This is a genomic window from Paenibacillus lutrae (assembly GCF_009757775.1).
GTDB classification, from domain to species: Bacteria; Bacillota; Bacilli; order Paenibacillales; family NBRC-103111; genus Paenibacillus_F; species Paenibacillus_F lutrae.
Window position 1 is genome coordinate 111,192 of the sequence record NZ_RHLK01000001.1, and the last position, 26,212, is coordinate 137,403.

22 protein-coding genes are annotated in these 26,212 nt (G+C 47.4%); 18 read left to right on the forward strand and 4 right to left on the reverse strand.

Translation table 11 applies throughout. The features are described 5' to 3' along the window. Positions 1–6: 6 nt before the first annotated feature. The gene (locus EDM21_RS00530) at positions 7–171 is read right to left on the reverse strand and encodes a hypothetical protein (protein WP_157331881.1); all 165 of its coding nucleotides are present in this window, start codon (positions 169–171) and stop codon (positions 7–9) included. A 150-nt stretch (positions 172–321) separates the two neighbouring features. Here EDM21_RS00530 and EDM21_RS00535 point away from each other — a divergent pair, with 150 nt between their 5' ends. From EDM21_RS00535 to EDM21_RS00565, 7 genes are all read left to right on the forward strand, one after another. Beyond that, positions 322–1,026, forward strand: coding sequence for a DUF4274 domain-containing protein (locus EDM21_RS00535; protein WP_157331883.1), 705 nt, complete (start codon positions 322–324; stop codon positions 1,024–1,026). A gap of 42 nt (positions 1,027–1,068) precedes the next feature. Continuing rightward, positions 1,069–1,527, forward strand: a complete 459-nt coding sequence (locus EDM21_RS00540; protein ID WP_157331885.1) for a DUF2663 family protein — start codon at positions 1,069–1,071, stop codon at positions 1,525–1,527. Positions 1,528–1,672: 145 nt separating this feature from the next. Then, positions 1,673–2,299 carry a pyridoxamine 5'-phosphate oxidase family protein gene (locus EDM21_RS00545; RefSeq protein WP_157331887.1) on the forward strand — a complete coding sequence of 209 codons (627 nt, stop codon included), beginning with the start codon at positions 1,673–1,675 and terminating at the stop codon, positions 2,297–2,299. Between the two features lie 68 nt (positions 2,300–2,367). After that, positions 2,368–2,781, forward strand: coding sequence for a GNAT family N-acetyltransferase (locus tag EDM21_RS00550; RefSeq protein WP_166541756.1), 414 nt, complete (start codon positions 2,368–2,370; stop codon positions 2,779–2,781). Between the two features lie 413 nt (positions 2,782–3,194). Further along, positions 3,195–3,680 carry an RNA polymerase sigma factor gene (locus tag EDM21_RS00555; protein ID WP_157331889.1) on the forward strand — a complete coding sequence of 162 codons (486 nt, stop codon included), beginning with the start codon at positions 3,195–3,197 and terminating at the stop codon, positions 3,678–3,680. Beyond that, entirely contained in the window at positions 3,677–3,901 is a 225-nt protein-coding gene (locus tag EDM21_RS00560) for a hypothetical protein (protein WP_157331891.1), read from the forward strand. Before EDM21_RS00555 ends, EDM21_RS00560 begins: the two co-directional genes overlap by 4 nt. A 111-nt stretch (positions 3,902–4,012) precedes the next feature. After that, a complete protein-coding gene (locus EDM21_RS00565) occupies positions 4,013–4,327 on the forward strand; it encodes a hypothetical protein (RefSeq protein WP_157331893.1) in 315 nt (104 codons plus the stop codon). Positions 4,328–4,577: 250 nt separating this feature from the next. On the opposite strand, the gene EDM21_RS00570 is transcribed toward EDM21_RS00565, so the two are convergent. Continuing rightward, complete coding sequence (locus tag EDM21_RS00570) at positions 4,578–6,038, reverse strand: MFS transporter (RefSeq protein ID WP_157331895.1); 1,461 nt, start codon at positions 6,036–6,038, stop codon at positions 4,578–4,580. A gap of 280 nt (positions 6,039–6,318) precedes the next feature. After that, complete coding sequence (locus EDM21_RS00575; RefSeq protein WP_166541758.1) at positions 6,319–7,095, reverse strand: arylamine N-acetyltransferase; 777 nt, start codon at positions 7,093–7,095, stop codon at positions 6,319–6,321. A gap of 195 nt (positions 7,096–7,290) precedes the next feature. On the opposite strand from EDM21_RS00575, the gene EDM21_RS00580 reads away from it, so the two are divergent. Continuing rightward, positions 7,291–8,643, forward strand: coding sequence for an aminotransferase-like domain-containing protein (locus EDM21_RS00580; RefSeq protein WP_157332600.1), 1,353 nt, complete (start codon positions 7,291–7,293; stop codon positions 8,641–8,643). A gap of 33 nt (positions 8,644–8,676) precedes the next feature. Here EDM21_RS00580 and EDM21_RS00585 read toward each other — a convergent pair whose 3' ends face one another. After that, positions 8,677–9,669 (reverse strand): glycerophosphodiester phosphodiesterase family protein, encoded by a 993-nt coding sequence (locus EDM21_RS00585; protein WP_157331897.1) that lies wholly within the window; start codon positions 9,667–9,669, stop codon positions 8,677–8,679. A gap of 138 nt (positions 9,670–9,807) precedes the next feature. Between EDM21_RS00585 and EDM21_RS00590 the strand changes: the two genes are divergently transcribed. The 10 genes from EDM21_RS00590 to EDM21_RS00635 all read left to right on the forward strand — a co-directional run bounded on the left by EDM21_RS00590 (position 9,808) and on the right by EDM21_RS00635 (position 26,154). Continuing rightward, the gene (locus tag EDM21_RS00590; RefSeq protein WP_166541759.1) at positions 9,808–10,710 is read left to right on the forward strand and encodes a LysR family transcriptional regulator; all 903 of its coding nucleotides are present in this window, start codon (positions 9,808–9,810) and stop codon (positions 10,708–10,710) included. Positions 10,711–10,827: 117 nt separating this feature from the next. Further along, positions 10,828–11,964 carry a 5-methyltetrahydropteroyltriglutamate--homocysteine S-methyltransferase gene (locus tag EDM21_RS00595; RefSeq protein WP_157331899.1) on the forward strand — a complete coding sequence of 379 codons (1,137 nt, stop codon included), beginning with the start codon at positions 10,828–10,830 and terminating at the stop codon, positions 11,962–11,964. Positions 11,965–12,372: 408 nt separating this feature from the next. Beyond that, on the forward strand, positions 12,373–12,786 hold the full coding sequence (locus EDM21_RS00600; RefSeq protein WP_157331901.1) for a hypothetical protein: 414 nt from the start codon (positions 12,373–12,375) through the stop codon (positions 12,784–12,786). 97 nt (positions 12,787–12,883) lie between these two features. After that, entirely contained in the window at positions 12,884–14,113 is a 1,230-nt protein-coding gene (locus EDM21_RS00605; protein WP_157331903.1) for an aminopeptidase, read from the forward strand. A 117-nt stretch (positions 14,114–14,230) separates the two neighbouring features. Further along, entirely contained in the window at positions 14,231–14,824 is a 594-nt protein-coding gene (locus tag EDM21_RS00610; RefSeq protein WP_157331905.1) for a TetR/AcrR family transcriptional regulator, read from the forward strand. A gap of 228 nt (positions 14,825–15,052) precedes the next feature. Then, positions 15,053–15,982: a TauD/TfdA dioxygenase family protein gene (locus EDM21_RS00615; RefSeq protein ID WP_157331907.1), complete on the forward strand. Its 930-nt coding sequence runs from the start codon at positions 15,053–15,055 to the stop codon at positions 15,980–15,982. 63 nt (positions 15,983–16,045) lie between these two features. Beyond that, the gene (locus EDM21_RS00620) at positions 16,046–18,325 is read left to right on the forward strand and encodes an arylsulfatase (RefSeq protein WP_157331909.1); all 2,280 of its coding nucleotides are present in this window, start codon (positions 16,046–16,048) and stop codon (positions 18,323–18,325) included. 64 nt (positions 18,326–18,389) lie between these two features. Then, on the forward strand, positions 18,390–19,727 hold the full coding sequence (locus EDM21_RS00625; protein ID WP_157331911.1) for an MFS transporter: 1,338 nt from the start codon (positions 18,390–18,392) through the stop codon (positions 19,725–19,727). 283 nt (positions 19,728–20,010) lie between these two features. Next, positions 20,011–23,358, forward strand: a complete 3,348-nt coding sequence (locus EDM21_RS00630; RefSeq protein WP_157331913.1) for a hypothetical protein — start codon at positions 20,011–20,013, stop codon at positions 23,356–23,358. 9 nt (positions 23,359–23,367) lie between these two features. After that, positions 23,368–26,154, forward strand: coding sequence for an amidohydrolase family protein (locus tag EDM21_RS00635; protein WP_157331915.1), 2,787 nt, complete (start codon positions 23,368–23,370; stop codon positions 26,152–26,154). Positions 26,155–26,212: the final 58 nt, after the last annotated feature.

Consider the following 26,212-nt stretch of genomic DNA (forward strand, 5'->3'; position numbering starts at 1 on the left):
TGTTTCCTAATTTTTCTCTAATGTAACGAGTGAATAAACGCCTCCACCGCCACCCGCTCCTGACATAGCACTCTGAGAGACAACCTTCCATCCCTCTTGCAACAGTTGATTTAAATCATCCAAGTTATTCTTCTTTTCGGTAAGATAGTAAACTACGATTGCCTTTTGCATGATACGCCTCCCTTCAGAACACATTATATCATATAATAATAGTTCATCATTCTACCCCGCTTCTTCCTTTAACACCGCGTAGTACAACAAGAATTTCAACTAATGAGAAGTTTAATGTCATTAATTGTTCCGTGATGGAGGAGAAAGAATATGAATGACTCTATATCTCTATATGAAGCGATCAAGAATAAATCAATAGAGCAAGTAAAACTCGCAGCCGAGCAGGCGAATCTGAACGAACGGGATAAATTCGGACGGACTGCACTTCATTATGCCATTACGCAGAAATCAACCGGAGAGATGATCGAAACCTTGCTTAAACTGGGCGCCGATCCCGGAATTCCGGACAAGCTTCATGAAACTGCTCTGAGTAAAGCGATCAAATTCCAGAACAAAGAAGCGGTAGAGCTATTGCTGAATGAGCTGGATTCTCTGGACCATCCGGAGGGAATCCGGCATACGTACTGGTTCCAAGCAAGACATGATCCGTCGCTGGCAGATACGATGCTGGCAACGAAAGGGTCGGTCAGACTAACCTTGAATGAAGCGGAGAAAGATCTGCTCGATGAAATTCTGTACCCTGATTCAGATGAACAGGAACAGAAGTGGAGGGAGCTGGCCACACCGGAGCTGCTGCATGCACTGGTTATGAATTTTAACTGGGACGACGAGCCGGAGCCCATGCATGGTGTGATCGAGCATCCGGCTTGTCTGGAAATTACCGCAATTGACATGTATGATCTCGTTGACGGGGATTATTGGAGAAGCCTGGACGAAGTCCAAGAGGATTTTCAGAAATCGTATCTTTCTCTGGTAGATAAGATTGCGGCGAGATTTCCTTCCGTCCTCGAATAAGCCTAACTGATACAAGCATACAATTGTACAGAGGTGGGGCGGGTGAGTAAGATTAATGAACAGATTGATCAATTCCCGGTTGCAGAGGATACCAAATTTATGCTAAAAGAACTGGTTTCCCGCAAAAGGAAAACAGACGGACTTAAATCCAGAAGAAATGGTTTAACGCTCCTGAATGGAACCTTGATTATTGTTTTGATGTTTTGGTTGATCAAGGCTGCTTCATCCGCTTCGTCGGGTAATGTATTTAGCCTGATCGGCTATCTGGGTTCCAGCTCAGCTTCAGTGATCTTTATTCTGCTGGCCGTGTCTCTTTTCGCTTATTCGGGGTCTTTGTCCAAAGAGTATAAAAAACAGAAGCAAAAGTATGAGGATTTGAGAGCAGAGACACTCTTGAAATTAACCGCTTCTTGGAAATCGAGGGAAGATTCAAAACTTCGTGATGAAATTACAAAACTGTTAAAAGATCAGATGGATATTAATCTGAGGTTCTATAGCTGACAAAATCGAGAACAATTTGCACGGATGTTAACCCTCTGGAACTGCTGCTGAGCGGCAGTTTTTTAGTTTCTAAATCCAATGCTATCCCTTATACTATTAAAAATACTAAATGATTCCAATCTACTAAAGGAGCACTTGATCGATCATGACTTATGAGAGAGAACACCGGATTCAGTCGGAAGAGGAGCTGCGGGAATTTCTTGGCTATCCGAATCCGATTGTCAGCAGTATGACGATTCACAGGCTGGATCCCTACTGCCGCAATTATATCAGTCAATCTCCTCTGTTATTCCTATCTACTTCAGATGCGGACGGATATTGCGATGTGTCCCCGCGCGGAGATGCAGCGGGCTTCGTGCATATCGTGGACGATTATAATCTGGTAATTCCCGAGCGCCCGGGGAACAGGCGGATGAACTCATACCGGAACATTTTGTCGAATCCGCATGTAGGCCTTATTTTCCTGATCCCCGGGCTGGAGGAGACGCTTAGAATGAACGGGGAAGCGTATTTGACCCGGGACCCCAAACTACTGGCAGTCATGGAGGCGCAAGGAAAAGTTCCTAAACTGGCTATTGCCGTTAAGGTTCAGGAATGTTTTGTTCACTGTGCCAAAGCATTTAAGAGATCCAAGTTGTGGGAACCGGAATCTTGGCCTGCCCGTCTGCCTTCTATCCCGGATATGATCGCTGCTCACGTGAATAAAGAAGAAGTTACGGCAGAAGATGTTGCCGGAGCCCTGAAGGAAAGTTACGAGCGGCGGATGTACTGAAACGGCGGCGCGCGGGTTATTCTTTTGCAGCAAATAAGAGAAGATCAATAGGAGGAGGCACACATTCAGTGGAAGTTAAATTTGGCCTATATACCATTAGTGATCAGAAAGAACGGCTGGATATCGAAGCAATTGCAGGCTATTTGGCTAAAAGCTACTGGGCTAACAACCGATCACAGGAAACGATCGGTAAATCAATCGAAAACTCGCTTTGTTACGGAGTCTACGACGGAGAGAAGCAGATTGCTTTTGCTAGAGTAATAACAGATGATGCGACCACGTACTATCTTTGCGATGTCATCATCAATGAAGCGTACAGGGGTCAGGGGATCGGGACCTATCTCGTCCAGACCATTGTAGAATCCGAACGCTTACGCGGATTGAACGGTATTCTGGGCACACTGGATGCACACGGATTGTATGAAAAGTTTGGTTTTGAGAGAGTGCCTGACCGGTTTATGAGAAGGGCGTCAAAAGAGTGAGGACTGCATTCTGAGAATGTACAAATAAGTGTGTACGGATCGGCACAAAGGCTTAATCTGCTTCTGCATGACCTCATACTCTTCCATTAATCCCGTACTCATCTAATAATGGGTTAAGGCCAGACCCTGCCCGATCAACTTGCTCCCGCAAGAACTACTAAGCTGAACATGCAGCATAGGGACAGCGCCGATAAGGCGTTTTTTTGTGCTTTCAGTAGGAGATCGGTTGCTGAATTAGTTTAAAGGAAAATAGTAAAGGAAGTTCAAATATTAGAGACGACAGCTGCTAAAACTGTCGTTTTATAGTTGTTACAAGTGCTCGTTTCTAACCAATTTTGCAGAAAATAAATTGTTTTTGTTCCATGAAACATTTTACTGCTTATCAACGTGTTAGGAATGAAAGGCGGGTATAAATGGGTGATGACGATATCGTTAAGAGGGAACACTTTGCGAATATAGTAAACAAGTACGCTGATATGGTGCTGCGCCTGGCACTTACTTATCTCGGAAACCGGGCGGATGCCCAAGATGTCTATCAGGATGTTTTTAACAAGCTGTTTAAATATGAACGTCCCTTTAATGATGCTGAGCATGAGAAGGCTTGGATCATACGAGTAACAATGAATACGTGCAAATATGTGATTAGAAGTCCGTGGAAGAAATGGTTCGCAGTTATTGAAGATATGCCTGACAGGCATATTGAAAATCTGGATATCGTGTCGGTAGTAATTACACTCCCGCGGAAGTATAGACTGGTCATTCATTTATATTATTATGAAGGCTACAAAACTGCAGAAATTTCCAATATTTTTGAACATCAAAGAGAACACTGTCCGGACACAGTTAAGACGAGCAAAGGAATTACTGAAAGAAAGGATGTTGGGAGGATGGGACGATGAAATTTAGGACGGAGTATGTGAAAGAGATGAATGAAATAAAGGCGAATGAAGAGCTTAAAAACACAATTATTAACCAAGCAGCTTCGAATGCAATTGGTTTGCCAACAGTCGCCCATAGACGCCGGAGTAAGGTCGGAATAATTATTGCTTCTAGTGTGATTATGCTCATCCTTTTCCTGAGTATTGAAACTCTCTGGATTTATGACAAGGCGGAGAAATAGAGCAATGTTCTATCTCATTTATTTAAAGGTTTTGTAGTCACGGCTTATGCGGCAGACGGCACTTCTGTAATAGTAAGCCCTGATATAGAATTTCCACTTGGTCAATACTCTTTGATTATGAGTAATTTACCCGGTTTTCCTATAACCATTACTTGTCAGGATACAGACAACATTAGTTTACGAACCTCAGAAGGAATGCTGTTATCATGGAATCCTTCTGTTTCAAAGATAGTGCAGTTAGGAAAGGAAGCAAGCGTTAAGACAGGTACAACGATTTATTGGACGCCATTGGTTGAAGGCAGTCTCGCACAAAAAGCCACACTTGAATTAACGGCTTATAAAGATAAAAAAAAGCTGGGCAGCAGTTTAATTGAGATATCGACGGAAGATCACATCATGTATAAGGGGAAGCTAACTTCTAAATGACAACAAATGTGTATGCCTGGCGAGATTCTTGTAGTACCGCGTGCTGTGGTAACTCCGTGTAAAACAGTCTCGGTTTTCGTCTTGCCAGATCCATGAAGGCCCTTCCCGTTGGTTGCTGACTGTTGTTGCCCATGTCAAAAACACCTCCAAAGTTTGTCCTTCACATCTACGATATGAAGTCATCCTCTTGAAGGTGCTCTGATTTATCTCACGCTAAGGGAGCAGTCCCGCGTTCTCCGCCGGTTGTTCACTAATGATTCCATGCGCGGCTGCTTTGTTTGTCAAACACGACAAAGAGAGCAAATACGAGCAGGATGGCTCCAGTGAACACAAATCCCTCCATTATGGTGAAAGGCAGCCAGCCTATCACGGAAGAGCCGGCAACGACGCCCAGAGAGAAGAAGGCATAGAAGTATCCATATGCTTTTCCACGCAGCTCGGCGGTCGTAGCTTTGATAAGCATCGTATTGATAGACGGGAACAAGAACGCAAAGCCTACTCCATATAAACCTAATACGAGGTAAAGGGATAGGGTAATCGTCGATTGGCTGATAAGCAGTTGACTGAGTCCCATCAGACAAAGGCCGATCGCCATTGTCCTGGCTGGGGCCACACGATCGAATATCCGATTAGTCGGGAGTACAAATACCAGAACAGCAATGATCCCGAAGGTGCTCATTAAAGTGCCGCTTAACTTCGAATCATAGCCAAGCGCTTGAACATGCAAGGGCAGCAAGTAAGCGATCACGCCTTGTGAGAACATTAAGAAAAAAGCCCCGCCATACGCCTTTAGTATTCCCAGATTGAAAAGCGAGCCGGATGTCTGATTACTAGAAGCGTCTTTCACCTTCTTGGATATTTTGAACTTTCTTAGAAAAATAGCCGATAGAAGGGTTAATACAAATCCTAAAATAGCCACACACGTAAAGACGAACGGAACGGAAGTTTTGCTTGCCATAATTCCGCTGAAAGCAGGGCCGATAATGGCGGCTAGGCCTACAAAAGTACCGGTGAAAGCAACTTTTTTGCCTTGCTGATCGTTTCCCGTTGTATTCGCAGAGAATGTAAATGCAGCAGGGACTATTAATCCCGAGACAAAGCCATGGATGATCCGGACCCCTATCAATAAATAAGGTTGATCGACAAAATGATAAAGCAGCAAAGCGATACTGGTTAAAAACAATCCGACCATTAAAATCTTGAAAGGCCCGACCTTATCGGTCATAATTCCAGATAAAATATTGCCAATCGTATTGGTTAACGAATATAGACCCACAACAAATCCCGCAATAAACGCACTGGCACCGACTGATGTCGCGAACGTGCTCATGACCGGCAGTTGGGTGAATAAATCAATAAAAGAAAAGAACACAATGCTATACACGATCAGAGCGTAATTAAAAGGCTTTACTTGATAGTGAGCCTGCGCCTTCTTCAGCCTCCAATCGAGCAAGAAATTGCCGAATGGCACGAAAGCTGCCAGGACTGCCGCGGCCGGCCATAAGAGACTCCACTGAATCCGGATTGCTGCATATAGGATAGCTAGTGCATACAGAGTGAAAATTCCCCCGTGAATGCTTCCGACAATCGTAACAGCTTGATCAATTCCCCAGATATATTTCATGGGCATAGCGATGCCTAGCAAGACTAATAATGAAATCCCGTCTAGAAGACCTGTTATACGTAACATATGAATCGGATGTATCCGCAACTTGTTAAGCTCCTTATTTGTAATTTGAACTGATTACTCTATCCTAACATTTTATTAGCCGAGTAAAACAGGATAGATTTGGCGGAGTGAAAATTCTATAACAAGAAAGCGATTGCATTTCAATTGAAAGGTCGCGAAAGCCGCAGTTTCTCAAGAATCCGCACTAATGTGGCGAATTTTTAAATTTTATGCCGCTTAGTCTTTCTTATCATTTTGAAGAAACCTGACAATCGTTTAGCTAGAAAATAACCTTGACCAGTTGGTCAAGGTTATTAGGAATTCATCTATCAAAATGTTGTTTCAAAAGTTCTCTAAATCTTACGGAGTCAATCTTCTCTTTGGTAACGTCACCATGCTCCCGGATTGTTAGTGATGTGTCCGATAGGGTTACGCTCCCCCGCTCTGTTTGTTTCGTAATCAAAGGGTGTGTATTAAACGGAGATTCCGGGTGCTGGGCGATAATTGTCTGCACGCTGTTAAGTTCCGATACATCCGCAATAGGCAGTCCAGAATGGAATGCATACCCGACCTTCCAATCGGAGTCCTTATATCTCAGTTTCATTTCGAAGATAAAGTCTCCATACTCGCTGTTCACTCTCTTAGTCCGGAAATCCCCGTTCATGGACGTTATCATTTCTCCGTTCAGAGGAACAGGCTTAAGCGGCAAATTGCCTCCGAATCCCGTATCAACCAGATAAGTTTGTTCGTTATGAGTCAGCAGGATCGTGGCATGAGTTCTTCCAAAAGGGGCATAGCTATGGGTGTCGTGATTGTACACAATAGCTCGCGTGAGAACAGCGTCAAAGCCTTGATCGATTAAAAAGAAATAGAGAATCGTGTTCAGTTCATAACAAAGGCCGCCTTCTTGCTGCACGAATATTTTATTCATTAAGTTATCTTTAGTAATCTCACGGGTCCTGTTCTCCATAATACTCAAATTTTCAAAAGGGATATTCCTCGGCATTAATTCCAGAATGTTAGTTAAACTGGCGAAAGAAATCGGTTCATGGGCCGGAAATCCGATTCGTTGACGAAACCGTGTATTAAGCTCACTCACTAGACATGCCTCCACTATGTACTTCGAATATATTTCATTTCGCTTTCCTTACAAAATTGGGGATTTCGTTCGCGAACTTCTACCGGTATCTGAATGATAAAGTGTTTTCAAGCTGCGGACAATATCCTATCAGGTTAACTGTACCGATACAGATAAGAAATGATTTATAATAGATGAAGATAAGGGGGGAGTTATCTGAGAAAATACATGTCTTTTCTTTCCGATCTCGAGCAGAAAATTACGGAAGGACATTACGGCCCCGGTCAGAAACTGCCTTCCGTCCGCAGTGCGGCCAAGCTCTACGGATTCAGCATCAGCACCGTTATACGGGCTTACGCGGAACTGGAGAAGAAGCATGCCATTTATTCGGTACCGCAAAGCGGTTATTACGTGGTAGGCAAGCCGGAAGAATCGGACCTAACAGAGAATTCCCCGATTGATTTTGCCTCGGCGCTGCCGGATTTAAATGTGTTCCCCTACTTGGACTTTCAACATTGCTTGAACAAAGCGATTGATACCTACAAGTCTCAATTGTTCACGTATGGGGATGAGAAAGGGCTGGAGAAGCTCCGGTACACACTATCTTCATATTTGGCGGGCGATCAAGTGTTTGCGGACCCGCAGCAGATCGTGCTTACGTCGGGAATACAGCAGGCACTCGGTATTTTAGCGAAGATGCCGTTTCCGAACGGGAAATCGGTTATCCTTCTTGAGCAGCCCAGTTACGATATTTATATGCGGTTTCTTGAAGAGGAAGGCATACCGGTTTGCGGAATCGCTCGTACGGCGGATGGGATTGATTTGCATGAATTGGAAGAGAAATTCAAATGCGGCGGGATTAAGTTTTTCTATACGATGTCCAGGTATCACAATCCACTCGGAACCTCGTACAGCGCACAGGAGAGAAAAACGATAGCCCGGCTGGCCGGCAAATACGACGTGTATATTGTAGAGGACGATTATATGGCTGATTTGAGCGAAAATCAGAAGTTTGATCCGATCTATGCATACAACCGGACTTCTCATGTCGTTTATTTGAAAAGCTTCTCGAAGATCATTTTTCCAGGCTTGCGGCTGGGCGCGGCTGTATTGCCGGATAGCTTGCTTAAGACGTTTCACGCCTGCAAAAGATATGCGGACACTTCACTATTATCGCAAGCGGCACTTGAAGTGTACATCAAGAACGGAATGTACCAGCGGCACAAGCACAAAATATCCAGCCAATACAAGGAAAGAATTCGTGTTTTGAATGAAGCGGTAGAGCGGTACAATGAGAAAGGAATGATTGGAGTATCCAACGTTAATTCGGGTATGTACGTACAGTTTAAACTGCCGCAAACCGTAAATCTGGAACGGCTGATAAAACGGCTCGCAGCGAGAAACATCCGCGTTGTCTCCGGGAAACGATTTTATTTAACCTCGTACCTGAAGCGGGAAAAGTTTCTGCGGATCAGCGTCTCACGTGCGCAGCCGGCTCAAATCGATGATGGAGTCCGTGCAATCTTCGAAGAGGTAAGGCTGGAAGTATCCAGCCCTCACTTATCTTAATTACTTCTGCTTCGGATAGGATCACAGCGTATTTCAATTCCCGCCGTTCTGATACAGGGGGGCAATGCGGTCTATCCGGTTTGTCCAGATCCCGCCCGTAAAGCCGCCGGGGAGGCGCTGTATATCCTGGGGAGTATCAAATCCGCTTGAGAAATCGCTGCCGCTGCCTCCGACCACGATAACGCGGGTGTTAGCCCGATCCATCCGGCTGAGCAATCGGTCCGGCCATCCCCACAGCCAAGGGGCGATTTTCTCGGGGATGTGCAGCTGCGTGTTCTCGCATGCGGAAGGCATGTATCCGGTCCATCCGGCCGCCAAGTAGGGAAGCAGGCAGCTTTTCATCGTTGCCAGAGACATGACCCGGATGCCGGGGAGGCTTGATTGAAGAGCTGCGATAGGCTCATCGCCGCCATACACGGTAAGCTGCTGCAGTCGATTGTCCGGCAAAGTCTCCAAATACCGGGCTAACTGACCACCTTCTTGCGGATCATTGCTTTTTATATGAATCAGGAACGGCTGATCGGGAAAATAAGCAAGAACTTCTTCAAGCGATGGCATCAGGCCTATTCCTTGTCCGCGAAACGGGTAGGTCTGTCCTTGATCGGCGGTATATCCGTATCCGATATCCATTTTCTTTAATTCCGCCAGAGTAAAGTCACCGACCTTGCCTTGCATGTTCGTCCGGCAGTCCAGTGTCCAGTCGTGAAATACGGCAAATTGTCCGTCTTTGGTCGGCTTGATATCCAGTTCAACGATGTCTGCTCCGGCTCTAAAAGCAGCTTCCATAGATGGAATCGTATTCTCCAGGAAAGGATGCTCCGGTTCATAAATCCGTTCAGCCGTACAGGTATCTCCCGTGATGCCTTCCATGGTAAAGGTCTGGGCAAGCCCCCGGTGAGCGAGAAGAAGGGGCGCTCCGCTGCGTTGTTCCGTAAAGAAAGAGCTGTTATTCAAATAAACAAAGACGAAAAGTAAAAGAAGAAAGAGCACGAGCTTACTTTTGATTATACGTACGAATCGTTTCATGATTTCCCTCCGAAATCCAACCACCTTTCTTCCACTATAACGTATTGAAAAGAAAAAATCAGGCAAAGAGACGATGCGCAATGAATTCAATTGTTCACGTATCTCAGAGAACCGATCCAGTCAAGGAGGTGCATTCAAGTGACATTGCAACAACTGAAATATGTGATCGAGGCAGCGAACCGGGGATCGATGAATGAGGCGGCGAAGCGCTTGTTCATCTCACAGCCCAGCTTGTCGAGTGCCATCAAAGATCTGGAGGAAGAGCTTCAGATTGTGATCTTTGAACGCACGAATAAAGGAATTTCCTTGTCCGTGGAGGGGGCGGAGTTTCTCGGGTACGCCAGGCAGGTTATCGAACAGGCCGAGCTGCTGGAAAGTCATTATCTGGGTGCCAAACCTTCTCCACAGCATTTCTCGGTGTCGACCCAGCACTATGCTTTTGCGGTGAATGCCTTTGTGAATCTGGTTAGGGAATATGGCCAGCAAGAATACGAATTCGCTTTGCGTGAGACCAAAACGTTTGAAATTATCGAAGATGTGAAGAGTATGCGCAGCGAGATCGGAATTTTATATCTCAACGAATTCAATTCGAAAGTCATCCATAAGCTGCTTAAATCGGCCAGTCTTGAGTTCAACAGTTTATTTACGGCGAAGCCTCATATCTTCATCAGTATTCATAATCCGCTTGCCAAGCAGTCCATCGTTACCATCGATCAGCTGCATCACTATCCGTATTTGTCGTTCGAACAGGGAGAATACAATTCCTTTCATTTCTCCGAGGAAATTCTCAGTACACTGTCCCATCCCAAAAGCATCCGGGTCAATGACCGGGCCACGCTCTTTAATCTGCTGATCGGATTGAACGGATATACCATTTCTACCGGGGTGCTCAGCTCCGATTTGAATGGCAATGATATTATTCCAGTGCCTCTGGACTGTGACGAAACGATTAAAGTCGGCTGGATTTGCCATAAAAACATCGCATTATCCAAGCTTGCCCTCGCTTATGTAGAGGCTTTGAAGCAAGCCACGGCTTACTAATTTACTTGTTATAGTCTTAGGTTATATCTAGATAAAGTTATTTGGTGTTACGCTATAACTGAACATTCGTGATATCTTTCTTGTAACAAATAAGAATGACTAAAGGAGCTAACACGAATGAGCAATCTGACACACACGGCATCACAAAGAACGGTAACCCCTTTCAGATACGATACGGTTGGCAGTTTTCTGCGTCCGCTGGCGCTAAAGGAAGCGCGGAGTAAATTCCAGAATAATGAGATTTCTGGAGATGAATTGAAGAGAATTGAAGATGAAGAGATTATCAAGCTGGTAGAGAAGCAGAAGGCAGTGGGACTAAAAGCAGTTACGGATGGTGAGTTCAGACGTTCCTGGTGGCATCTTGATTTTATGTGGGGGCTGGACGGTGTAGAGAAGGCTCTTGTCGAGAAGGGCTATCAGTTTCAGGGAATTGAGACTAGGGCGGAGACGGCCCGTTTGACCGGCAGAATCGGATTTTCCGCACACCCGTTTGTCGAGCACTTCAAATTTCTGAGAAGTGTCGCAGGCGAAGAAACAATCGCGCGCCAGACTATTCCCGCTCCCGCACAATTTCTGGCCGAGCTGCAGCGTGCAGAGAACAAAGCGAGTACGGATGCTTATTACAGCAGTACGGACGAGCTCGCAGCAGACATTGCGAAGGCCTACAATGCCGCCATCCGCGCCTTCTATGAGGCAGGCTGCCGCAGCTTGCAGCTTGATGATTGCACTTGGGGAATGCTCTGCGATAAGAACTACTGGGAAGCGAGGCAAGAGGAGGGAGTCGATGTAGCTGAACTCGCGAAGCTCTATGCGCGTGTCAATCAAGAAGCGATCACGGGCCTTCCTTCCGATCTCATCATTACCACTCATGTATGCCGCGGGAATTACCATTCCACCTGGGCATCCTCGGGCGGTTATGAGCCCGTAGCGGAAACCCTTTTTGGAATCGCTCATATAGACGGTTATTATCTGGAATTTGATACAGATCGTGCGGGTGATTTTGGACCGCTGCAATATCTGAAAGATCAGCAGGTTGTGCTCGGACTGTTCTCCTCCAAAACAGGCCAGCTGGAAGAGAAGAAGGAAATCATCGACCGGATCAGGGAAGCCGCGAAGATTGTGGATCTCAATCACATTTGCCTCAGCCCGCAATGCGGATTCGCTTCCACGGAGGAAGGCAATATTTTGACGGAAGAAGAGCAGTGGAACAAGCTTGCTTTCATCAAAGAAATTGCCGAGGAAATCTGGAAGTAAGGGCAATGCTCCCGCTTTAACTTGTTAACTCAGCTGAATAGGACGGAAGGCAAGGACTCGTTAGTAAATGGATCCTCCACTGCCCCAACTTTAACCTTAAAATCCTAAAACCACGCAATTGAGCGTGGTTTTTGCTTTGGTAAGAAGATCCGGTGAAGACCTCGCTTGCGATTTGATCACGCGCTCATTCAAATTTTTCAAAAATCCGCTGAATCGGATCATCCTTTGAAGTAAAATAGTGAACATCTATTGGAATAGATGTTCAATAATGGTAGAAACATGGTTTATTACATGGTAGTGTCTAAAGGTATGGTCATCGAGTTACCGAAAGAAAAAACGTTTAATTCTTGCAATCATCCCGATATTCAACGAAAAAGTAGTCTGTGTTTGAGGCAGAAGGAGGTTACCTTGGATCGTTCTTTACAAACATCAGATCTCGAAAAACTGATTTTCAACAAAAAATATTGGCAGTATACCGGTGGTGATGTGGATCTTTTCGTCAAAGGGAGTGAAAAAGGTCCGGATGAGCATTATCTGGCTATGGCGCGGGAAATTGTTTCGAATATGGAGACTCATATGGAATCTGCCGTGGGTTTCCTCAAGCACTTTCTCAAGCTGGAAGGCGAGTGGTCTCTTTATACCGCAGACTTCGGCTGCTGCTGCAGCTGCGTTTCCCATGATTTCGAGTTCACGATTGAATTCGAGGAACCGGGTGATCCGTACAAATTCGTCTATACCTATTTTGTGGTTAGTTTTGATATCCAGAAATTCGGCAGGGAACCCTATGTGAAGCCGCAGCGCATTGAAATCGGCTTCAGATAGTCCCGGATTTTTAACCAAGGGTTAAAAAATTGATTTAAAGCAGGAATTTGTCCTATACTGTTGTAATAATTAAAGACAAATAGCCGGGAGGATTGTTATGACTTTTGAATCCAATCTTGATAAATATGCGGATCTTGCCGTGAAGGTAGCGGTAAACTTACAGCCGGGGCAAGACCTATGGATTAACGCACCCATTCATATGCCGGAATTCGTGCGTTTGATCACGCGTAAAGCTTATGAAGCGGGAGCCAAACATGTACATATCGAATGGCAGGACGAAATTTGCACGAGGATTAAATACGAGCATGCGCCAGAGGAAGCATTCGAAGAATATCCAGCCTGGCGTGTAAAGGCGCTTGAAGATAATGCGGAGAACGGGGGCGCTTATCTGTTCATCGAATCCGGCAATCCCGAGCTGCTGAAGGATGTGGACGGCAAGCGCGTAGCGGCTTTCTCCAAATCCGCAGGCACGGCACTGGCCAAATGGAGAACTTACATGACCTCCTACAAGATGACATGGTCTATTATAGCCGCGCCTTCGGCAGAATGGGCGAAGAAGGTGTTTCCTGGCGTAAGCGAAGAAGAGGCTATCCGCGCTTTGTGGGATGCGATTTTCAAGGCAACCCGGGCCGATCAGGATAATCCGGTTAAGCTGTGGGCGGATCACAATGAAGTTCTTAGCAGCAAGCGGGAAGAGTTATCCGCTAAGCAGTACAAGAAGCTTCACTACCGCGCTCCCGGAACGAACTTGACTGTCGAATTGCCTCACAACCATATTTGGAGGGGCGGAACAGCCAATAACGCCACAGGCGAAATCTTCAATCCGAATGTTCCGACGGAAGAAGTATTCGTATCTCCTCACCGGGCAGGAACAAGCGGAACCGTTTGCAGTACGAAGCCTTTGAGTTTTCAAGGCAAGCTGATTGAGAATTTCTCCTTAACGTTCGAGAATGGCCGTGTTGCGGACTTCCAGGCGGAGAAAGGGTATGACGCGCTCAGTACGATGCTTAACATCGATGAAGGTGCCCGGTATCTGGGCGAAATTGCACTGGTTCCGGACGATTCTCCGATATCGAACTCCAATCTCATTTTCTATAACACATTGTTTGATGAGAATGCCTCCTGCCATCTGGCGATCGGCCGGTCATTCGCCTTCTGCGTAGAGAACGGCACTTCGATGTCGCCGGAAGAACTGCAGAGAGCAGGTCTTAATGACAGTCTGACGCACGTTGACTTTATGATTGGATCACCCGAGATGGAAATTGACGGAGAGCTTGCGGACGGTACGCTGGAGCCGATCTTCCGAAAGGGCAATTGGGCGGTTTAATCCGTCTTTCGTCCTTCATAAAGACAGAACTCTGCAGAGCAAGAGAAGCCTGATGCAAGAAAGCCTGACGAATCAGGCTTTTCTTCTTGTGCGGATCCAGATACAGGAGGGAAACCATTGCCCCGTAACCCCGAGAAAGATCAACAATTGAGAGAACAGAGAAAACAACAAATTTTGCAGTCCGCCTTACAGGTTTTTTTCCGTAAAGGGTACAGCGGCGCCAAAGTAAGTGAGATTGCATCGGAGGCTGGAATCAGCCATGCGAATCTGTACAACTTTTACAAATCCAAAGATGACATGTACGAGGCTTTGCTCGATTATGTGCAGGATTTCTACGGACAGTTAACAATAGAAGCTTCCCGCCAGCTTGGCTCCGCAAAAGAAAAGCTGCTCTGGCACTGCCGGCATCTGCTGAATTCCTCCGTTAAAGTTGAATATATTTATCTCATCGTGCAGACGCCTTCTTCAGATTCTATACCGGAGAACATCCGGTCCAAAGCGGCTGCCAAAGCCCGTGAGAATCTGGAGCCATTAATCCGAATCATGCAAGAGAGCCATAGGGAAGGTAAGGCCGTGTCGGATCAGCCCGAAATGATGGCGTTATGTTATTTGTCTTTGATCCAAGGCTTGGCGGTATGCCGTTTTCGCGGATTCGGAGAGCTATCCCAACCGCTGCCGGAGGAAGTCGTGCGTTTTTTTATAGCGGATTAAAGGGGCCTGAGGAAATAAAAAAGAATTGACAGGGCAATAGCCGCTTGTTAGAATCAGTTCACAGGCTGACAGATTGATCGTTCTGTATTTTTTTAATCCTTATTCCCAGTTTCCTTATAGGATAAGTAAATATTAAGGATCCACCAGATCACTGGAGATTCAACGAATGATTAATCGTTGCGTCTCTTTTTTTATACCCGAAACCTGATGAAACTGGAGGAATTGAGAATGAGTGAAACGACTATTGCCGTAGAACGTCCATTGAATCTGCCCTACCGCAAGGGGGGACGTACGGGTCCGTACGTGCTAAATCGTCTGCCGGAAGGAGCTGAGGAGAAGCCGTACACCTTATTCACTGTAAAACCGCTCGGTCCGATTATCGGAGCAGAGATCGAAGGCATCGATCTGCGGATTCCGCTTACGGATGAACTGAAAGAAGAATTGAACCGGGCGCTGCTCGAGTGGAAAGTGATTTTCTTCCGCAATCAGCCGATTACATCGGAGCAGCATTTGGATCTGGCCCGCAGATGGGGGAGCCTGGAGACTCATCCTTTTATCCCGCAGGGAGATGTGGAAGAAGTCGCGCGTTTTACGAAGAACGAAAAAGCGGTCGGGTACGAGAATGTCTGGCATAGTGATGTTTCATGGCGGCTGAACCCGGCACTCGGCGCGATTCTCCGCCTGGTTGAAGCGCCGCCTGCCGGAGGCGATACACTCTGGGCTGATATGGGGGCTGCTTATGATAATCTGCCCGATGAAGTCAAGGAGCGGATTGAAGGGCTTACCGCCATTCATGATTTTACCCATGCCTTCGGCCGTCACTTGTCGGAAGAAGCGCTCGCCGCTAAGCAAATTGAGTTTCCGGCGGCGGAGCATCCCGTCGTACGCACTCACCCGGAAACCGGGCGGAAGACGTTGTTCGTGAACACGGCCTTCACTACCAGAATCACAGGTCTGGAGCAGGATGAAAGTGAAGAATTATTGCAGGTTCTGTTCAAGCAGGCACATACTCCCGAATATCAAGTCCGTTTTCATTGGGAGCCGGACTCCCTTGCTTTCTGGGATAACCGTGCGACTCAGCATTACGCGGCTTCCGATTATTTCCCGAATCGGCGCCAAGTGGAACGCGTTTCCATTGTGGGGGATCGTCCTTATTGAACCTGCACGGTTCCTTATGTTTACATACATGAAACCAGATCCGAGAAGGAGGTAAGACCTGACATGAATGTGCAGACAAATAGCGCGCAGACATCTTTTCAGGGTGTAATCGGCCGCACGGTCCAAGATTCCGTCCCCTGGTGGCCGGAGCGCCCTAAAGCTCCCGAAGGTGCGCCCAACGTGGTGTACATCGTGCTCGACGACACGGGATTCTCGCACCTGGGCTGCTACGGGTCGGATATCTCGACCCCTAACATAGATAAGCTCGCCGAGGGCGGGCTGCGCTACAGCAACTTCCACACGACGGCGATCTGTTCGCCGACCCGGGCCAGCCTGCTGACCGGCCGGGACGCCCACTCCGTCGGGCTGTCCTTCGTAGCCCTGAGCGACACGGGCTACCCGAACAACCGGAGCCGCATCAGCCGCGACTCCGCTCTGATCAGCGAGACGCTGAAGGCGAGCGGCTACAGCACATTTGCCGTCGGCAAATGGCACCTCTTGCCCGGCGATGAAATCAGCTTCGCCGGGCCGTTCGAAGATTGGCCGCTAGGCCGCGGATTCGAACACTATTATGGTTTTCTCGGCGGCGAGACGAGCCAGTGGAATCCGGAGCTCGTTATGGGCAACGAGCGTATTCCGCAGCCCAGACGTGCCGAGGAAGGCTACCATCTGACTGAAGACTTGACGGATAAGGCGATCGACTATATCCGGAAGCAGAAGTCGGCCGCACCGGAGAAGCCGTTCTTCTGCTATCTGGCATACGGTGCGACGCACGCGCCGCATCATGCGCCGCAGTCCTATATCGATGCATACAAAGGCAAGTATGATAAGGGCTGGGATGTTGTAAGGGAAGAATGGTTCAACCGGCAGAAGGAGCTGGGGATTATTCCGGCCCATGCCGAGCTGCCGCCTAGAAATCCCGGCATCCGACCTTGGGCGGATCTGAGCGCAGATGAGCAGAAGCTGTTCGCCCGGATGCAGGAAGTGTTCGCCGGATTTCTTCAGCATCTGGATGACCATGTCGGTCGTCTGGTCGGTTATCTGGAAGAAATCGGCCAGCTCGACAACACCGTTATCGTTCTCCTGTCGGATAACGGGGCAAGCCCGGAAGGCGGACTGCTCGGTTCGTGGAACGAGTGGAAGAATTTCAACCTCGGGATGAGAAATGATGACCTCGCCGGGGAACTGGCCCGGATCAGCGAGCTTGGGACGCCGGCCGCTTACAATCATTACCCGCTCGGCTGGGCCCAAGTCGGCAATACGCCGCTCAAATGGTACAAAACTTTCGTTCACGCGGGCGGAGTGAAAGACCCGCTCATCATTCACTATCCGAACCGGATTAAGGATGGAGGCGGCATCCGTAGCCAGTATCATCATGTATCGGATGTGACACCGACCGTGCTGGATCTCATCGGCATCCAGCCTCCCGAATCCGTTAACGGATATGCTCAGCGTCCTCTGGACGGAGTGAGCCTGCAGTATACGTTCGATTCCGAGGATGAACCGACCCGCAAAGAACTTCAGCTGTATGAAATGGTGGGCAACCGCGCCATCTGGCAGCAGGGCTGGAAAGCGGTCGCCAGGCATGTACCTGGCACTTCCTTCGAAGAAGACGTATGGGAATTGTATCATACCGACGAAGATTTCTCCGAGAACCGGAACTTGGCGGATAAGCACCCGGAGAAGCTGCAGCAGCTGATTGACCTGTGGTGGTCGGAAGCCCGGGCCCGGGGTTACCTGCCGCTGAACGGGACCTATTATTTATCACGGGGGGACGATGATGCCAGAGGGGCGGGACCAAAGCTCATCCGGACTTATTATCCGTCGGATTTTGGACTGGATGTCGCATTGTCGCCGAATACCCGCAATCAGAGCTATTCCTTCACCGCTCATGTAGAAAGGCAATCCGTGCACGACGAAGGAGTGCTGGTCTCCTTTGGAGGCAGATTCGGAGGGTACGCCCTTTTCGTGCAGCAGAACCGCCTGATCTATCACTACAACTATCTGGGTGAAAAGCATACGGTCATTACATCGGAGCTTGAAATCCCTGTCGGCGCAGCCAGACTGAGGTTCGAGTTCCACCAGGCACCGGAAGGCGGCGGTGGTACAGGACGGCTGTTCATTAATGAAGTGAAAGCCGGCGAGGGAATTATTCCTCAAGTGGCTTCGATGGTAGAGGGTCCCGGTGTGTTCAGTGTCGGAGAAAATGAGGTTACTCCGGTAAGTCCGGTCTACGAGGTGCCGTTCCGGTTCGGCGGACTGCTTCGAAAAGTAGATTTTCAGGCCGAGAGTCTGAACCTCGGCGAAGATCAGAAGCTCCAGCTCGAGCTGGCCAAAGATTAAGCGTGGAAAAAAGAGTCTACCGGACCGCTGGAGACTTCATGAACTCAAGAGGACGGTGGCTCGGATGAAATCAATACCTAAACGATATGTCCTGCTCGGGACACTGTGGTTTATTTTTATGATTAATATGCTGGACCGCGGGCTGACGACTACTCTGCTTCCGCTGATTCGCAACGATTTGGGACTGTCCCTTTTTATAACGGGTCTGGCCAGCTCCAGCTTCTTTATAACCATTATTATCGGGAATATGTTCGGCGGGTATTTGTCAGACAAATGGGGAGGACGAATCATCCTCAAAGTCATCACCATTGCGTTCAGTGTCGTGACAGTGTTTACCGGAATGATTCAGAACACGGTTCATTTTATCGCGGTCCGTCTCAGTCTCGGATTGTTTGAAGCTCCGGATATTTCGGCATCTCTAGGTCTGATCAGCCGGTGGTTCCCGGCCAAAGAGAGAGGAAGAGCGACATCGCTTCTGATGACCTCTGCCGTGCTTGGCGGCATCCTTCCAGTCGTGATTGCCATTCCGCTTACGACGTATTTCGGGGACTGGCGTCCGGTTTTCTACGTGATGATCATTCCTGGGCTTCTTGCCGCATGGGCGGTATGGAAATTCGTCTATGACAGCCCGGAGAAAGCTCTTGCCCGCGGCCGCTTATCACAAGAAGAATACGCGCTGATCACAGAAGGTGCGCTGGCGTCCGGACTGCCGGTGCAAGCTTCGAAAGTCGACCGGAGCGTGGTGGTACAGCTTATGAAGGACCGTAATTTCTGGTTTGCGATCCTCCTTATTTTTGCCCAAATCTCGCTGGGGGTCGGCTTTGGATTATGGCAGTCTACCTACTTAATGGAAGGACTGCATTTTACCCTGTCTCAGATGGGCATGATTGCTATTATACCGGGAATATTCTCGCTGCTGGGTATACTCTTATTCGGTTATCTTCATGACCGCAGACCCGGAATAGGCAGCCGCTGGGTTCTGCTGGTCAGTTTTGCGGCATCTGCGGGTGCGCTTTTCTTGCTATCGCTCGTGGAATCTTCTTCACAGCTGGGCCTGCTTATAACGGGAATGGCCATGCACGGTTTCTTTATGACCGCGAGTATGGTGCCGATCAACATCTATTTCCAGAAAAGATACGGAAGCGGCATGGTCGCCACGGCCTATGGGTTATCGAACGGTTTGGCTCAAATCGGAGGCTCGTTCCTGACGCCGATCGTGGCAGGCGCACTGATCGTCCAGACGGCGGCTGGACTGGATTTCAGTCTTGTGTTTGTTCTATTCATCGGCATTGCACTTGCGGGTGCTGTGACGTCGCTCTTCCTCACGGATAAGCCGTTTACGGTGACGACTCATCAACTGAGCGATTCCCGAAATGTAAGCCAGGAAAGTGTGCCCGTATAAGGCTCTACTCCATACAACTCCGTATACATCAGCGTCTGCTGCCGTATACGGAGTTTTTGCGTTTGCGTGATAGAGGCGGACAGCTTGTTTTTTGGCTGCACCCCGCATACATAGATGAGATCAAATTCATCGGTGAATGACCGGCATCATTAATGAAGTCATTCACATAGTCGCAATCTTAAAGTTTAATGTCGGGTAAAGGAGGAAAATGTTACCTTTCCCAAGAATCCAACAAGATATGCCATTAACTATTGAGCAGTAAAAGAAAAAGGGGAGAGCAGGTTTGAATTCAGCGGGTCTTTCAGATAGAAATGTAAGTCAATCTCTGAAAATCGGAGCACGGATTCTCAGAGAGGATCAGGCGGAGGTAATTCTGCCCGGCTACAGCAAGATGAGGGAGCAGATCGGACACTTTCGCTCGGATGCCAAGAGCCGCAGGGACGCAGAGGAGAGCAATGACAATCCGATCCTGATTCATTATAAACAGGATTTTAGAACGAATTATGATAATGTGGTTTCCCTTCTAGGTGAAAGGGGCTCCGGTAAATCCTCTGTGCTGCTTACTTTAAAATATCATCACACGAAGGATTTCGCGGATACGGATTTAATTTTCCCGCTCATCGCACCGGATCAGATGAGCAAGGCCAGCGATACGCTGGGATGGCTGCTCAGCTTTCTTCAAGAGGAAATGACCACCATTGACGCCTTGCTTCAAGCTGACCGAGAGAAGAATGACCGCTGGTCGCAAGATACTTTTTGCAATAAAGAAACCAAAAGCGAGCTTCAGAAAAACTACCTGGATTTGCAGAAAGCTTATTTGCTGCGGCAGGATACATATGCAGCCATTGTCCGCCGCCGGGATGAAGGTGTCTACGAGCATATTCAGGACAGCCAGAAAATAGTCAACTGTGACCGCGGATTGATGGAAAAGTTTCATACCTTTGTCGATTTGCTTCTCGAGACGAAATCACGGCTGCTGCGCAAACATGGCAACCATCAGGAGCCGATGATTCTAATCTTCTTCGATGATGTAGATATCAGCTCGGGACGCTGTATGGAAGTACTGGAGACTGTCCGGACGTTCTTGTCGCATCCGAATGTGATCGTTTTTGTTTCCGGTGCCTACAGCGTGTTTCTGGAGGCAGTAACCATTCATATGCTGCATGACGAGAAGGTGGACGCAAGAAGCTATGACAGGGATTTTGCACCTCAAGTGGGCGAAGCTGAGCGGAGTGCTCTTGAGCGAAGACAGGAGCGCAGCCGGGAATATTTGAAGAAGGTGTTCCCTCCTGCATTCCGCTATGAAATGAAGAATCACCTGTCCGAGCAGGAGAAAGCAAATTTCGCCTATTATTTCGACGACAAACAAGAAGAAGAGGCCCCGACCTTCTTGGACTTGCTGAGCGGGATACGCGGCAGTACGGGCATGGCGCTTGGTGAGCGATTTGCGGGTGCAGGAACAACAGCTGCTGAAGGAATTGAGGGTAAGGGAGTCCGGCGGAATCAGATTCCCGTTACGTATTTCCGGGTATTCGATCACAATCCGCGCGGACTAATCAGTCCGTACTATTTCCTGTACCAGCGCAAAGACAAGGAATGGACTGGAACCGATGTGACCCGGTTTCTGGAAGTGATTTTACATGCGAATAGTCAGCTTATGGATCATCAGAAGAGAATCAAAGATATCATCCGGATCGAATTCGATGCCGAAGGAAAGCTTCTGGATAAGGAGCGGACGTTTATTGATTATTCGCTGCTGCAAGGGGACCGAATATTGGTTCTTACCAAAGAAGAATCGGTTTTCCGGCGAATGGCACGGCAAGATCTTACCCTCTTGCTTCTGGCAGATTTGTTGGAGAAAATGCTCGGCTTATTCGATCCTCGTTTTGCTATAGCCGATCATGTGAAAGCAAAGCAGCTGGCTAAGCTTTTAAACCGGATTTATGGTTCCAAGCTGTTTCCGCAGATATCGCAAGTCCGGGAGCTCCTCTCTATTCATGAGAAATTAACACCGCTGCTGTCGATCGTCAGCAGACAAATGTTTGATGTCACATCAGATACACATTTTCTGGAGAGAAAATATATCGAGAAAGTGTCGGAAGACAAAGGATTACATGCTTTTCTAAAGCAAAGCTACGGTGAAGACAACAGTTGGCTGGATGAGATGATTTCCTATATGGGTCAAATCGGCCGGACAGACCAAGAAATTTATCATTCCATTGTAGATCGCATTCATTTGAATACGGCATTTTGGGATAATGAGATCTACAGCGAGATAATGCCCGATCAAGAACTGATTTTTAGGATGAATTTAGAACAAATAGATGGAATGATGACCCGAATCTCACAGCAGCCTATTGACCCTGACAAAACGAGGACAACGATCATATCCGGGATGGATATCTTGTCTCTTTTTGAACAAGAAACTCAGCTCGAACAAGAGATACATCAAGTTAGGGAGGAAATAACAAACCTTTCCGGCAAAATTCAAATTTTAAACCAGTCAAGGTGGCTCCGCAATTCAGACAACTCTGCGAGTGATAAGAAAAATTCGTTGCTGAGCAAGATTGAAAAGCGCATTAAAAAGAATGAGCAAATGTTGAATAAATTTAAAAACATTCAAGATACGCAGCAATTGTTATATACCTATTTTAACGAAGAAGTTATAGGCATTGACAGTTTTGACATCGAAATGGCAATAAGCAGTAATAAAGACAGCAATGAAGACTTGGCCGAGAACTTTTTGGACCATGTGGATGGTATGCATATTACGTATTTCAATCCGATAGTGGTTTTAAAAGAGTTTCTTAATATTTATCAGATCAAACAATTCATCAAACAGGAATCCACCGATTTTATCGCCTTAATATTCAATGACCCTGAAGAAAATGACCATTTGTCAGAGGCGGAACAAACTTCCATATCCAATTATTTTGAATTAACGCATGAATTGGAACTGTTGAAGAAACTGCTTCCTCCCGCATTTACAACCAACGTTAACGAAGTACGCGATATTAATCTGGAAATTAGTGCAGCACAATACAAACTCGAGAAACTGGAAGACCAGAAAAGCGATGTCTTTGCGGATATGCAGCAGTATTCCAAAAGTTTGATTGAAAGCGACAATGTACCCTTAAATAAAGCGCTGCACGACTGGTACCAAACAAGAACCTACAAGAACAGAAAGAAGGTATTAAGTGAATTTGCCTCCATCTATTTAAATAATGAGAACTATCAATTTTTCTTATCTTACAAAAATTTATTCGATGGAAACAATGCGATTGAAAGTTTGTCTGCGCAGGATACGGTTCGAATCTGGCTGGGAATTGCTCAAAATGTGGAGTTTTTGTTAACACAAAGAACCCAATTCTATCGTTCTTTTCATGCTCAAAAGGAGTTTTGGGCTGAAGTATTAGCAGAGATGGATCAAGAAAGCGGAGAACTTATCCCCTCCGTTTCTCTGTACGTTAAAGCCCTGTACGAAATTGAAATGCTCCGTATTAAAGCGGACGAAGAAGCTGGAGGCAGTATTGCGTATTTTAGGGAGGAAAAAAGACAATTAATTGAAATGGCTTCCAAGAATCATAGCACCTTCGACCTCTATCTAAAACAAAAGCTGGTCCGCTCATGAGGATTGCCTATGTTTAGAAACAAGATGGATTTACGAATCAAAATGGCCATTCTTCCATTTACCGACTTCCAGTTCTACAGACGCGATTATATAGCTGAAATCGGACAAAGCCAATCGACTCCGGAATACAAGAAGTATATGAAGAAGACATTCATCAAAGACTTGCTGCCCGCGCTTCACCAGACGGAACGGATTGAGCAGCTGGATGAAATCGAGCTGCTTGCCGAGAAGTTCTATTCCTACCGGAGCGTGACGGAATGGACAGAGCAGGGTGCGCAACCGGAGCAGTTCTATATGCAGCGGCTCAAAGAATTAAGCCGGTTGTTCTTAACCCACCGCAACGGCAAGGTAGCGTTGAAGTACTGGGAAAGCACGGATGAGAAGCAAAATGCGAACAGCATGTTCTCCGCTTACCGCGGGATCTACAAAGTAGCGTTGTGGAACTCACTTAACCGTATGATGTGTACCGATCTGATGGTCATGATCTACCTGTTGTCGAACGGACTGGAAGACGAGCATGTGCTGGGTGCCTATCATGCCCTTGTGTACCTGCCCGACACGCAGTTAGAGCGGGTGCTGGACAAGGGCGTCGCGGAGACGCACCTTCATCTGTCGGCTAGCGGGCAGTTTAGTTTGAACTGGCAGCAAATTATGGCTCCTGCCAGGTCCGCTCAGAGGAAAGCGGACGAGAATCATACGTATATCGACCGCCTCACCGGCCGGGATCCAGACCTCCAGCTGTACACGCTCGCGGCCGCAAGTATCCGCCTGCTGCTGGGGGCTTATCTTCAGAGCATACAGGGTCACCGGATTACGGAGAACAGGATGCTGCCGGATTATTTGCAGAATCTTGCTGCGGCAAAGGAAAACGGGAGGGGCGGGATGAAACCATTCATCCGTCTCGTGGAATTCTTCTACGCAGGTGCGAATTTAAAAGAACAGGGTTATGACGAGAAGTCTCTGCAAGAGTTATTCGAGGATCTAAGACATGAGTTAACAGGCGGTGGAGCCCGCAGTGACCAGCCTCACCGTTTATGGTCTGAACGAATGGCGGCCATGGACAGCCTATATCCGATCTTTGGCGCTCATGCTCATACATCCCTGGAGAACCTGCTTTTATTCCGCTCTCTGAGGTATATGCTGCAGCAGCCGGCTGACCGGTTGTTCACGAAGCTGTTCTGGCAATATATCCGGATCAAAAATCAGCAGTTTACGAGAGCGGTACAGCGCAACCATATCCGCGGATTGCCTTACTTCCTTGACTATTTCGACAAAGCGACGGATCGCAAAATAAGCGAGAACAACCTGGAATACTATGGATTTATGCTCCACCATCAGCTGCAGAACCCGCATTTGAAGAAACTCGAAATCCGCATTGCACCGCCCAAGAAAGGCAGTGTTCAAGAGATGAAAACGGAGGCAGCCGGCAAACTGCTTTCTTTTTTCAAAGCGTACCAGCAAATTTTGGAGGAAAAAAACGAGGCTCAACAGGGTGGTTTTGCCCCTCTCGCAGGGATTATTTATCACTTCATTAAAATGCCGGATGAAAAGCACCAGGAAAAATGCTGGTTCGATTACAGCGAGCAGGATAGAAACAAGGAGAAGCTCAGCTTCAAAACAAATCAGGTCCATTATGAACGGCAGATGATTGCGGTCAGAGAATTAAGGGAACACATACCCGGTCTCGCCGATTATATTGTCGGAATCGATGCCGCTAACCTGGAGACCGCTGCGGAGCCATGGGTGTTTGCCCCGATCTTCCGCCAGGCGCGCAACAGCGATACGCACAAACTGGTGTATCCGGATTATCCTCTGCGTAAAATTAACAATTTGGGCCTGACCTACCACGCCGGAGAAGATTTCAGACATATGCTGACAGGGCTTCGGCATATCCATGAGGTCATCGATCATTTTCAATTCAGAGCAGGCGACCGGATCGGACATGGCATGGTGCTCGGAGTTGAGGTCCGGAAGTGGGCGCTTCGTAACCGGGTAGTTATTCTGCCCAGAGTGGAATATCTGGAAAACCTCTTGTGGGTTTGGGGGATGTGCAGAAGCGGCCACAAGTTGACCGATGTGGATGTCGCCGCGCTGGAACATAAAATTGTCTTATTGGCAGAAGGGATCTACCCTTCCATGAATGGAATTACCGTTCATCTGCTGTGGAAAGCTTATCAAAGTAAGTTTGCATGGATAGGAGAGAGTATGAACAAGGTCGGCGATTCGACCCGGGAAGCCTGGTTCTGCGAGCAGCTAAGTCCCGGGACCCGGTGGACGGAAGATATGCTCAGCCATACCTATCATTGCAAGTGTTTTATGAACCGGATGCAGGAGCCGATCGAGGTGGAAATCACTGCCTATGAGGAAGTCCTTATACACGAGGTTCAACAAATTGTTCTCCGTAAAGTAAGTTCAGATGGGATTATTATCGAAACGAATCCGACCTCTAACGCCGCGATCGGGGAAATTGAACATATTTTTGAGCATTATATTCACAATTTAAACCGCAGAGGTCTTCCGGGCAATCAGCAGTTGGGAGATAGTGTCATGGTCTCGATTAATACGGATGACCCGGTCGTATTCAATACGAACATCGATAATGAATTTGCCTATATCTTTTACTCCCTACACGAAAAAGGATATGCAAGGGAAGACATTCTCGGCTGGATTGATCATGTGAGAGAGATGGGGCTAACGAGCAGCTTTATAGAGTCCAAACAAATCCCGATCCCGAATCTTATAAGAGAACTGACAGCTATTATCAGCAGACTAGAGGAATACCTGTACGGATCTTAAAATAACAGCGGCTGCCTAATCTCCTTGGAGAATTACAGCTGCTTTTTTCTATGCGCCG

Coding starts and splice junctions, on each gene's coding strand:
- EDM21_RS00585 (WP_157331897.1), bottom strand. CDS start 9,669: ATGAAACGATTCGTACGTATAATCAAAAGTAAGCTCGTGCTCTTTCTT.
- EDM21_RS00595 (WP_157331899.1), top strand. CDS start 10,828: ATGAGCAATCTGACACACACGGCATCACAAAGAACGGTAACCCCTTTC.
- EDM21_RS00535 (WP_157331883.1), top strand. CDS start 322: ATGAATGACTCTATATCTCTATATGAAGCGATCAAGAATAAATCAATA.
- EDM21_RS00625 (WP_157331911.1), top strand. CDS start 18,390: ATGAAATCAATACCTAAACGATATGTCCTGCTCGGGACACTGTGGTTT.
- EDM21_RS00530 (WP_157331881.1), bottom strand. CDS start 171: ATGCAAAAGGCAATCGTAGTTTACTATCTTACCGAAAAGAAGAATAAC.
- EDM21_RS00545 (WP_157331887.1), top strand. CDS start 1,673: ATGACTTATGAGAGAGAACACCGGATTCAGTCGGAAGAGGAGCTGCGG.
- EDM21_RS00620 (WP_157331909.1), top strand. CDS start 16,046: ATGAATGTGCAGACAAATAGCGCGCAGACATCTTTTCAGGGTGTAATC.
- EDM21_RS00635 (WP_157331915.1), top strand. CDS start 23,368: ATGTTTAGAAACAAGATGGATTTACGAATCAAAATGGCCATTCTTCCA.
- EDM21_RS00555 (WP_157331889.1), top strand. CDS start 3,195: ATGGGTGATGACGATATCGTTAAGAGGGAACACTTTGCGAATATAGTA.
- EDM21_RS00605 (WP_157331903.1), top strand. CDS start 12,884: ATGACTTTTGAATCCAATCTTGATAAATATGCGGATCTTGCCGTGAAG.
- EDM21_RS00615 (WP_157331907.1), top strand. CDS start 15,053: ATGAGTGAAACGACTATTGCCGTAGAACGTCCATTGAATCTGCCCTAC.
- EDM21_RS00560 (WP_157331891.1), top strand. CDS start 3,677: ATGAAATTTAGGACGGAGTATGTGAAAGAGATGAATGAAATAAAGGCG.